Here is an 11100-nt window from a genome sequence, read left to right on the forward strand (position 1 = left end):
AACGAGTAACGTACAATCCTGTTATCAGTGCGGTAAATGCACATCTATTTGCCCGATGCGCCGAGTTTCAAAAACTTCACCGCGCAGTTCAATTTATAATTCCAGGGTCTACGGACTTTCGACAAAAGATATATGGACATGCCTGACATGCGGATTATGCCCGCAGGAATGCCCTCAGCAGGTGGATTTCTTAAGTTTCATAAAAGAAGAAAGGGCAGGAGGGGAAGCGCTTGATATCGCGCACCTCGGAGTTTTCACCGAGTTTGCAGAACTGAGTTCAAAGCTTGACGGGAATAAAATCGAGAAAAGCGATTCAAAGTACGGTTACTTTCCCGGCTGCGTGGACTCACTGGAATTGTTCCTGCACGATGTGAAAACCGATTTCGGGGAAATCACTACCTCTTCGCTTAAACTTCTTGATAAACTCGGCATTAAACCCCGGGTATTGCAGATGAAATGCTGTGGCCATGATGTTCTCTGGCAGGGAAAAAAAAATGTTTTTGACAGGCTCAAAAATCATAATACCGAATATCTCAAAGAAAGCGGCATAGATACCCTCGTAACAAGCTGCGCCGAGTGCTACCGCACCTTTTCAAAAGATTACGAGCTTGGGATCAAAGTTATCCATATTTCCGAGCTTCTTGATAAACTCGGATTGAAGATAAACACGGAAATAACATATCATGACCCGTGCCGGCTCGGAAGACACATGGGCGTTTACGATGCGCCGCGCAAGGCCCTGACCTCCAACGGCGCCGTACTGAAAGAGATGGAACATTCAAAAGATAAAGCCCTGTGCTGCGGCGTCAGCAGCTTCATGAACTGCAACGAGCAGACAAAAGCCCTTCGCATAGCCAGAATGGATGAAGCGCAGGCGACAGGAACAAAGACTCTTATAACAACCTGTTCAAAATGTCTTGCGCACTTTAACTGCCTGAAGAGCGAAAAAGACGCGGTGAAGAAATATGATTTCGATGTTGTTGACCTTACCGTGTTCCTTGCACGGCAAATGGAGGCGGGTAAATGATTAAAACAAGCGAGCTTGAACCCAATTTCAAATATGAAATAGCTAATGAGCCAGGCGGTGAGAACATCAAGCGGTGCTTTAACTGTACAGGCTGTACAGCGGGATGCCCGGTCACAGAAATTGACAAAGATTACAATCCTCGCAAGATAATCAGGAAAGCGTTGCTCGGCATGCGAAACGAAGTCCTGACCGATGACTCTCTGTGGCTCTGTGCTTCCTGCTACCTCTGCTACGAGCGATGCCCGCAGGATGTGAAGATAACCGAGGTCATGGGCGCAATAAGGGCGATAGCACAGCGTGAAGCAAAAGCAGGAAAGATCAAGCTCAACAATCCAAAACAACTTTTTGACAATCTTTTTATCGACTCAGTGAAGAAGAACGGCAAATGGTATGAGGCCGGAGTAAGCGGAATGTTCATGCTCAGGACAAAAGGCATTGGCGGCGTTATCGGTTACGCCCCGATGGGAATGGAATTGTTCAAGAAAGGTAAACTGAGTATCCTGCCTCATCGTATAAAAGGCAAAGATCAGATCAAGCGTATCTTTGAGGAAGTGGAGAAATGAAGCTTGCTTATTATCCGGGCTGTACCCTGCACGGCACTGCACGGGAGTATAACGCATCCACAAAAGCAGTAAGTAAAGCCGCAGGTATTGAGCTTACCGAACTTGCGGACTGGAACTGCTGCGGCGCTCTTGAGGCTATTTTCGATAAGGAATTATCCATGGGACTTTCAGCCAGGAATAACATGCTGGCGCAAAAAACAGGGCTTGACCTTGTGGTACCGTGCAGCATATGCTCGCATAATCTCTCAAGGGCAGATAAAGCCATGAAAACAGATGAAGCTTTCAGGGCGAAGATAGAAAAGGCGCTTGGAGAGAAATATAATGGCGTTAAAATAAAGCACCTTCTTGATGTCATGGTAAACGATGTCGGGACTGAGGCATTAGCGAAAAAATTCGTAAAACCATTAAAAGGCATTAAAGCCGTGCCCTACTACGGCTGCCTCCTTGTCCGTCCGTCAGAAGTATCCAAATTCGACAACCCTGAAAATCCGACATCTCTTGATGCTCTTATAAAAGCCACTGGCGCAGAATGTCTTCCTTTTACCCAGAAGACAAAATGCTGCGGAGGAAATCTCCTGATGAGTAAACAGGATTATGCATTCATACTTACAAAGAAATTATTTGACGAGGCAAAATCTGCAGGTGCGAACTGCATAGTTGTGGCGTGCCCGATGTGTCACATGTTGCTTGACGGTCAGCAGTCGATGGTGGAAAAGGCGCATAATACCGTTATCGGCTTACCAATACTTTATTTCACACAGCTTATCGGTCTTGCAATGGGACTGGGCGAGAAAGAGCTTGAGCTTGATAAGAACATGGTCTCACCTAAAAGTCTTATCGAATCTATCGGCAAGCAGGAAGATAAGAAAATAGAGACCGAAATTGAAAATAAAGCAGAACCGAAAGCAAATGAAGAGGTGGCAAAGAAATGAAAGGTTCGGTAGCGGTCGTCGGAGGCGGCATAGCCGGGATACAGGCTGCCCTTGACCTTGCGGACTGCGGGTTCAAGACCTATCTCATAGAATCAAGACCGAGCATAGGCGGCGTGATGTCGCAACTGGATAAGACTTTCCCGACCAATGACTGCGCCATGTGCATCCTGTCGCCCAAGCTTGTAGAGACCGGAAGGCACCCGAACATTGAATTGCTCTCATACAGTGACGTCAAATCTATCACAGGCAAAGCCGGGGATTTCAAAGTGAAGGTGATTAAAAAAGCGCGCCATGTGGACGAGACAAAATGCACGGGCTGCGGCTCGTGCACTGAGAAATGCCCCTCAAAAGTGCCTGACGAATACAATGCCGGCATGAGCAAGCGCAAATCCATTTACATACCTTTTGCCCAGGCAATACCGAGAATTTCAACGATCGATGCCGCACACTGCCTCTTCCTCACAAAAGGCAAATGCGGCGTGTGCAAAAAAGTATGCGGACCCGGGGCTGTGGACTACGAACAGAAGGATAAGGAGATGGAGCTGAACGTCGGCTCAGTGGTTCTTGCTACAGGCTTTAAGCCTTTTGACCCTTCGGTGCTGAAACAGTACAGGTTTGACCATCCCGATGTTATTACATCGCTTCAGTTCGAGCGGCTCTTGAGCGCAAGCGGCCCGACGCAGGGACATGTCACGAAGCAATCGGACGGTAAAGTCCCGAAGAAAATAGCTTTCATCCAGTGCGTGGGTTCGCGCAACCCGCGGATAGACCGGAAACACTGCTCCTCGGTGTGCTGCATGTATGCCACAAAAGAATCAATAATCGCGAAAGAGCATGACTCTGATCTTGATATTACCATATTCCACATAGACATCCGCGCATTCGGCAAGAACTTTGAGGAGTTCTATAACCGCGCGCAGAGGGAGTACGGCATCAAATACATCAACTCCCGGCCGCCTGAAGTCATCGTGGATGCTAAAAACAATCTCTCCATGAAGTACGAGGATTTCAATACAGGAGAGCTTAAGAACGAGAACTTCGACCTGGTAGTGCTCTCCATAGGTCTTGACCCTTCTGATTCCACGCGCGCACTCGCGCAGTCATCTGGGATCGCGCTTGATGATTTCGGGAATATCGCCACAAGCGTAGAGAACCCTGTCGGGACAAGCGTTCCCGGGATTTATGTCTGCGGCGCAGCTCAGGGGCCAAAGGACATCCCGGATACAGTGGCGCAGGCAAGCGCAGCCGCGGCTAAGGCTGCCGCTCTCCTATCATCGGAGCGGGGAACCATGATAAAAGAGAGAGCGTTCCCTGAGGAAAAACCGCTTTCTCCTGAGCCCAGGATCGGTGTGTTCGTATGTCACTGCGGGATTAACATAGGCAGCGTGGTCAATGTCCCGAACGTGGTAGAGTATGCTAAGACTCTTCCAAACGTGACACACGCACAGGAAATGCTATACGCATGTTCATCTGATTCGCAGGTTACGATAAAGGACGCCATAGCAAAGAACAACCTGAACCGCGTAGTGGTTGCATCGTGTACGCCGCGCACACACGAACCTCTGTTCCAGAATACCTGCCGCGAAGCGGGGCTCAATCCATACCTTTTCGAGCTTGCCAATATACGCGAACACTGCTCCTGGGTACACATGAAGGAAAAGGAGAAAGCCACTGAGAAGGCAAAGGGAGTCGTGCAAATGGCTGTGGCAAAATCAGCCCTTTTTCAGCCTTTGTACAAGCAAAAAGTACCTCTTATCAACAGTGCGCTTGTGCTCGGAGGCGGCGTAGCTGGCATGACCGCGGCGCTTGATATCGCAGACAACGGTTACAGCGTTACACTCGTCGAGAAGGAAGCGGAACTCGGCGGGATGCTTAAAGAAATGACAGAGTTGTACGACGGAAAGAAGCCAGCAGATGTATTGAAGGAGCTTGTCAACAGAATAAACGGTAGCAAGAATATCAAGGTCATAAATGAGGCGAAGCTCATCAAGGTCGAAGGGTATCTTGGCAACTTCAAAGGCGTTATACTTTCTAAAGGACAGGAGATTCCGGTTGATTTCGGGGCTGCTGTTGTTGCAACTGGTGCGCGGAACTTTGAGCCTTCGGGATTGTTCAACTACGGGAGAGATCCCGGCGTAGTGACGCAGGCGCAGCTTGAGAAAATGCTCGGTAAAGGCATCAGCGCGAACAATATCACGATGATACAGTGCGCAGGGGCACGGAATAAGGAAAGAGAGTACTGCGGACGGACATGCTGCATCGATGCGGTCAAGAACGCCATCCGAATCAAGAAAGCAAATAAAAATGCGAATGTCTATGTCCTGTACCGGGATATGCGTACGTACGGCGTCATGGAGAAACTGTACGAGAACGCAAGAGACCTTGGCGTAATATTCATCAAATACGATGCTGAGAACCCGCCAAAAGTAGAGAATGGCTCGGTGACAGTACATGATTCCATGCTGAACGAAGATATCGAGATAGCCTCAGACCTCGTGGTGCTGAGCACCCCATTAGTGGCAGGCGAGAACGAGGAGATAAACCAGCTCTTCAAGATACCGCTTGATAAGAACAAATTCTTCCTTGAGGCTCATCCCAAGCTTCGACCCGTGGACTTCGCAACCGACGGCGTGTTCCTGTGCGGGAGCGCGCAGTCGCCCAAGCTACTGGACGAGGCGATATCGCAAGCCAGTGCGGCTGCTTCCCGTGCATGTACCATCTTATCCCGCAAGTTCATTGAGACTGAAGGCGCAGTCTCGGTGGTCAACGAAGCCAAATGTATAGGCTGCGGAACATGTGTTACCGTATGCCCATATAACGCGCCATCATTGCAGGATGTAACTGTGAAAGCTGAAGAAGTCACTTATACTACAAAGAAGTCGCGCATCAATCCTGCTGCATGCAAGGGCTGCGGCTCGTGCGCAGCAGCATGTCCTGTCGGAGCCATAACGGCGCAGCATTTCTCCTCAAAAGAGATAGGGGAGGCAATCAACGCTTTTAATAAAGGTATAAAGAGCATTTCCATAGAGCCAAAGACCGGAACAGTGGAGGTAGTGGTATGAGTGAGCAAGCCCAGAAAATAACAGAATTTGAGCCTGACATACTTGCATTCTGCTGTAACTGGTGCTCGTATGCAGGCGCAGACCTTGCAGGCGTAAGCCGTTTCCAGTACCCGCCTACGGTCAAGATATTAAGAGTAATGTGCTCAAGCAGGGTAGAGCCAGCATTCATCCTGAAAGCCCTGAAGGAAGGCACAGACGGCGTGCTGATAGCAGGCTGCCACATAGGCGACTGCCACTATATTGACGGCAATAAGAACGCAGAGGTCAGGATAAATAATACCAAAAAAGCTCTTGCAAAACTCGGGCTTGATAAGAGGCTGCGGCTTGAGTGGATATCAGCCAGCGAGGGATTGCGATTCTCAGAAGTTATTCGGGATTTTACAGAAGAGATTAAGAAACTGGGCCAAAACCCGGTCAAGGAAGTGAAGTAATGAGCGAAACTGGTACTGAAAAAGGTACTGAAGTAAAGAAGGATAGCGAAGAAAAACGGGTCGGCGTGTTTGTATGCGAGTGCGGTGTGAATATAGGGGGTGTCGTGAATACAAAAGCTGTTGCAGATTATATCGGGGCACTGCCGGGCGTAAAGGTCACCTCTGTCAATAAATTCACATGCTCCGACTCAGGTCAGGCTGATATACAGCAGAAGATAAAAGAACACAATCTCAACCGTGTTGTCGTGGCTGCGTGTTCTCCCAAGACGCATGAGCCCACGTTCCGAGCATGTATCGAGCAGATGGGTCTTAACCAGTACTTCCTTGAATTCGTGAACATAAGGGACCACTGCTCATGGATACACATGTGGGAAAAAGAGAAAGCCACAGAGAAGGCAAAAGACCTCGTGCGCATGGGTGTTGAGCGCGCAAAGTTGCTTGAGCCTCTGCAGGCAAGCGAGGTCCCTGTCACCGATAAAGCACTTGTTGTTGGCGCAGGAGTCGCAGGAATGCAGGCTGCGCTTGATCTTGCGGATATGGGGTTCCAGGTCTATCTTGTTGAGAAAGAGCCCTCAATCGGCGGCAGGATGGCGCGCTTTGATAAAGTCTTCCCCACGAACGACTGCTCCATATGCATCCTCGGTCCCAAGATGGTGGAAGTCGCAAGGAACAAGAATATCAAAATAATGAGCTATTCAGAGGTAAAAGAAGTTGAGGGGTACGTGGGCAACTTCAACGTGAAAGTCGAGCACAAACCCAGGTATCTTGATATTTCCAAATGCACAGGCTGCGCCAAGTGCAGTGAAGCCTGCCCTGTCGAAGTGCCTTATGATTTTAACGAGGGATTCGGGACACGAAAAGCAATTTATGTTCCCTTCCCGCAGGCAGTCCCACTTCGCGCAGTCTTAGACAAAGAGAACTGTATTTCATGCAAAGCGTGCGCTAAGGCATGCCAGAGCGGTGCGATAAATTATGACATGCAGGCTTCGTATACTGATTTGAACGTAGGCGTGATCATCGGCGCAGTGGGTTTCAAGACATACGACCCTGAGCCGAAGCATGATTTCGGATACGGGTTATATGATAATATCATAACAGCCATGGAATTTGAGCGGCTTCTTAACGCAGCAGGTCCCACAGGCGGGCACGTTGTAAGACCTTCGGATTGCAAAGAGCCGATACACGTTGGATTTGTGAACTGCGTTGGTTCACGCGATAAGAACACCAACATATACTGCTCCGGCGTATGCTGCATGTACACTATAAAGAACGCGCAATTGCTCAAGGAAAAGCGCCCCGAGACGGACCATACTGTAATGTATATAGACATCAGGACGCCCTTCAGGGGATACGAGGAGTCTTATAACAGATCGCGCAACCTCGGCGTGAAGTTCCTGAGAGGAAGACCTGTGGAAGTGAAAGAAGACCCCAAGACCAAGAATATACTTGTCCGGGTTGAGGATACGCTCGCCGGCGAAATAAGGAATCTTGAGTTCGATCTACTGGTTCTTGCTACAGGCATTGTCCCGCATGAAGGTATTAACCAGATACAGCAGCTCCTGAAGCTTTCAAAAGCCGCGGATGGCCTGCTTATGGAAGCGCATCCTAAATTGAAACCTGTTGATACGACTATCGATGGCGTGTTCCTTGCGGGGTGCGCTTCAGGACCCAAGGATATTCCCTATGCGGTCTCACAGGGTAGCGCATGCGCAAGCCGCGCCACGATTCTACTCAAAAATAAGAAAGCCATAACAGAAGGAATCACCGCAGTAGCCAATCCTGACGTATGCGTGGGATGCAGCGTGTGCATACCCATGTGTCCTTTCCAGGCTATCAAAATGGATGAACAGGCAGGCAAGGCAAATGTGGTAAAGGCGCTCTGTAAAGGATGCGGTACATGCGTTACAGCCTGCCCCACTGGCGCTCTTGAGCAGAGCCACTTCAAGAATAACCAGGTACTTGCTCAGATCAAGAATGTATTTAAGTTCCAGGAGGTAGCGGTATGAGCGATGAAGCTGCGGCTGCTACTGCTACTGGAAAGACTAACGGCTGGGAGCCCAAGATAGTGGCGTTCTGCTGTAACTGGTGCTCCTACGGTGGCGCGGACAGCGCGGGCATGGGAAGGTTCCAGCAGCCTCCCTCGGCAAGAATCATACGCGTCATGTGCTCAGGCAGGATCGACCCCCTGCATGTTTTCAATGCGTTCCTTGAAGGCGCTGATGCTGTTTTAGTTACGGGCTGCCATATCGGTGACTGTCACTACGTCAATGGCAATGACAAGACTAAGATCAAATACAAATTCCTCGAAAATGTTGTGAGAGAGCTGGGACTGGAGAAGGAGAGACTTCAGCTTAACTGGATCTCGGCAAGCGAGGGCGAGAAGTTCGCCAATTTCATCCGCACCGTGACGGAGCAGATTAAAAAACTTGGACCAAGTCCTCTCAAACCCGAGGGGGTGGTTTGATGAGCCAAGATTCTCCGTCCATTAAAACGGCTCATCAAATTGTGATGCAAAAAGGTGAAATGTTCGTTGGCTGGTCAACAAAAGAGGATGTCAGAAAACGCGGAGGTTCAGGCGGTCTTGTTACTTCCGTACTTGCGGCTGCGCTTGAGAAGAAATTAGTTGATGCTGTTGTGGTGCTAAAGAAAATCAATGAGTTTGAGGCTGTACCGATAATAACCTCAGATGTGAACGAGGTGCTGAACTCAGCCGGCTCTTTGCATTCAGTCCCGAGCAACTTTGCAAAACTTATCGCCAATAAGGACATGAAAGTGGCTCTTCCGGCGAAAGGCTGCGATGTGCGCGGGATAATTGAGCAGGGCAAGCGTAATGCTGTAAATCTTGATAATACTTTTATAATCGGTCTTAACTGCGGCGGGTCGATGCACCCTGTTACGACGAGAGAGATGCTTGAAGTAATGTACAAAATCAAGCCAGAAGATGTTCACGGCGAAGAGATAGAGAAAGGAAAGCTCATCTTCAAGACAAAGGACGGAAAAGAGCATGCTATAACCATTGACGAGCTTGAAGAGAAAGGTTATGGACGAAGGGAGAGCTGCCGCTACTGCACCATCAAGATACCGAATAACTCCGACCTTGCGTGCGGGAACTGGGGCGTTACGGGAGACCTTGCAGGTAAAGCCACTTTTGTAGAGATCAATTCAGAAAAAGGGGCAAAGCTTTTGCAAAACGCCATTGATGCCGGACATATCCAGCTCCAGAAACCCGATGAAAAGGGGGTTGCGGCGCGAGCCAAGATAAAAGGCGCCATGGAGGGTCTTGGCAAGAAATGGAAGGATAGGGTGTTTGTCCCCCTGGATAACAGGCTTGAGTACTTCAGGAAAGAGCTTGAGAACTGCATAGACTGCGGCGCGTGCAAGGCTGTGTGTCCCACATGCTCATGCGGGGATGTTTCGAAATGCACGGAGTTCCACTACCGCGGCGATGCTTATAAGATGTCGATGTACCATCTGGTGCGCTTTTTGCACCTTGCAGACTCATGTATCGGGTGCGGGCAGTGCAGCGATGTTTGTCCTGTCGATATTCCTTTAACAAGACTGTACAGAAGGTTCGCCAACACCGTGCAGGAGCAATTAAAGTACGAGCCTGGAATGGACTTGCGAAAACCGCCGTATTTTGAAGCCAAGCTTGAGGTGTGAGCCATGAACGTTTATTCAACCATCTGCCCCGGCTGCAATTTCGGCTGCGGATTATATATTCGAGAGAACGGAAAACTTGAAGTGGATTTCAGGAAATCCTCTCCTGCCAATGCCGGAAAGCTCTGCAGGTTCGGGATGAGCCTGTCCCGCTTCTATACGCCTGTTAAGTCAACGATAGATGGAAAGGAGACCTCGCTTGAAGAAGCTGCAAAGGAGGCAGCCAGAAGAATATCGGCAGGCAAAGGTTCTGCAGCTTTCCTCTCGTTCGGCAACACCACATGCGAGGAGCTGCTTGCATTCCAGAAAATTGCTGAATCCTATTTATGCACGGGAGCAAATTTCGAAGCGCTTCCAAAAGATGCATATCAGACCCTGAGCGTGGGAATACCATACAGTGAAATAGAAGCTGCAAAACATATTGTGCTATTTATCGATCCTTATGAGCAGTATCCGCTGATAGTCAGGCGCCTGCTCTCAGCCAGAAAGAAAGGAGCGAAGATAACCTCGGTATGGTGGAAAGATCTGCCTATTGCTGACGAGAACATCCGACCTGCTGATGTTTCAAAATTGCAGCTTACAAAAGATTCTCCTGTTATTGCTGATTTCCATCCGCTTTCTGATGTGGAGCAGGTGAAGAATGTTCTTTCTCTTGCTAAAAATGCCGGGGCGAAGATAACATTCCTCAAGCCTTTTGTAAACTCAACAGGTGCGTACCTGCTGTCAAAGGATGCAAAGCAAAAATCCCTGGCGCAGCTTGTGGAGGATATCAATAAAGGAACGGTTAAGACTTTGTTCTGCCTGGAATCCGACCCTGCCGGGCTGATCCCGCAGGAGACGCTCGGGAAGCTTACAAACCTGATAGTCCAGACCGGGCAGGCAGGCGCGGCAAAAGCGAACGTTGTAATAGCGCACGAGCCCCTGTACAGGAAGAAGGGCACGCTCATCAACAATGAGGGGCGGGCGACTGCTCTTGGCGGCGCGGGGACGAACGGGCTGGAGACGCTTGGCATCGTGGCAGGTACAAAATTCGAATTCGATCCCCTGCACGAATCCGTAAAAAAGATGCTCGGGATCAGCGCAATCGATGAGTTCACAATTCCGAAATACGAGAGACCTTCCTATGGCGCAGTGCCGGCATCCGCGAAACCCATCGAAGCGAAAAACGCATTAGTGAGCGTTTACAATCCCTTCATGTGGTACGGGCTGGCGGACGATAACGATTTTGTGGAGCTGAACCTGGGCGTGGTAAGGGCGCTCAAGCTCCTGAAGGGCGGGAACATCAGGATCAAGTCCAACGGCAGCTCGGTTGAGAAAAAGTTCAAGGTCTCGCCTGTGCAGGACAATATACTGCTCACAGGAAAGAGGATTGGCATAGAGAAGGGAACGCTCACGCCTGTTGAGGTATCGAGGTGATGGGAATGGCAG

Annotated in this window: 9 protein-coding genes; all 9 read left to right on the forward strand. The window is 49.5% G+C overall.

Annotated features, from left to right (window positions below):
• The coding region (locus tag MNV_RS00285; protein ID WP_143311537.1) for a (Fe-S)-binding protein at positions 1–1027 on the forward strand (1027 nt) is incomplete at its 5' end.
• Positions 1024–1590, forward strand: coding sequence for a 4Fe-4S dicluster domain-containing protein (locus MNV_RS00290; RefSeq protein WP_096203356.1), 567 nt, complete (start codon positions 1024–1026; stop codon positions 1588–1590). The genes MNV_RS00285 and MNV_RS00290, both read left to right, overlap by 4 nt.
• Positions 1587–2522: a CoB--CoM heterodisulfide reductase iron-sulfur subunit B family protein gene (locus tag MNV_RS00295; protein WP_096203357.1), complete on the forward strand. Its 936-nt coding sequence runs from the start codon at positions 1587–1589 to the stop codon at positions 2520–2522. Before MNV_RS00290 ends, MNV_RS00295 begins: the two co-directional genes overlap by 4 nt.
• Complete coding sequence (locus MNV_RS00300; protein WP_096203358.1) at positions 2519–5584, forward strand: FAD-dependent oxidoreductase; 3066 nt, start codon at positions 2519–2521, stop codon at positions 5582–5584. The genes MNV_RS00295 and MNV_RS00300 overlap by 4 nt, the downstream gene beginning before the upstream one ends.
• The gene (locus tag MNV_RS00305) at positions 5581–6015 is read left to right on the forward strand and encodes a hydrogenase iron-sulfur subunit (RefSeq protein WP_096203359.1); all 435 of its coding nucleotides are present in this window, start codon (positions 5581–5583) and stop codon (positions 6013–6015) included. The genes MNV_RS00300 and MNV_RS00305 overlap by 4 nt, the downstream gene beginning before the upstream one ends.
• Positions 6015–8021, forward strand: a complete 2007-nt coding sequence (locus tag MNV_RS00310) for a CoB--CoM heterodisulfide reductase iron-sulfur subunit A family protein (RefSeq protein ID WP_096203360.1) — start codon at positions 6015–6017, stop codon at positions 8019–8021. The genes MNV_RS00305 and MNV_RS00310 overlap by 1 nt, the downstream gene beginning before the upstream one ends.
• Positions 8018–8479 (forward strand): hydrogenase iron-sulfur subunit, encoded by a 462-nt coding sequence (locus MNV_RS00315; protein ID WP_096203361.1) that lies wholly within the window; start codon positions 8018–8020, stop codon positions 8477–8479. The genes MNV_RS00310 and MNV_RS00315 overlap by 4 nt, the downstream gene beginning before the upstream one ends.
• The gene (locus tag MNV_RS00320; protein WP_096203362.1) at positions 8479–9675 is read left to right on the forward strand and encodes a Coenzyme F420 hydrogenase/dehydrogenase, beta subunit C-terminal domain; all 1197 of its coding nucleotides are present in this window, start codon (positions 8479–8481) and stop codon (positions 9673–9675) included. The genes MNV_RS00315 and MNV_RS00320 overlap by 1 nt, the downstream gene beginning before the upstream one ends.
• A gap of 3 nt (positions 9676–9678) precedes the next feature.
• Entirely contained in the window at positions 9679–11088 is a 1410-nt protein-coding gene (locus MNV_RS00325) for a molybdopterin-binding domain-containing protein (protein ID WP_096203363.1), read from the forward strand.
• The last annotated feature ends 12 nt before the right edge of the window (positions 11089–11100 follow it).

The sequence above is a fragment of the Candidatus Methanoperedens nitratireducens genome (genome assembly GCF_900196725.1).
Taxonomy (GTDB): Archaea; Halobacteriota; Methanosarcinia; order Methanosarcinales; family Methanoperedenaceae; genus Methanoperedens; species Methanoperedens nitroreducens_A.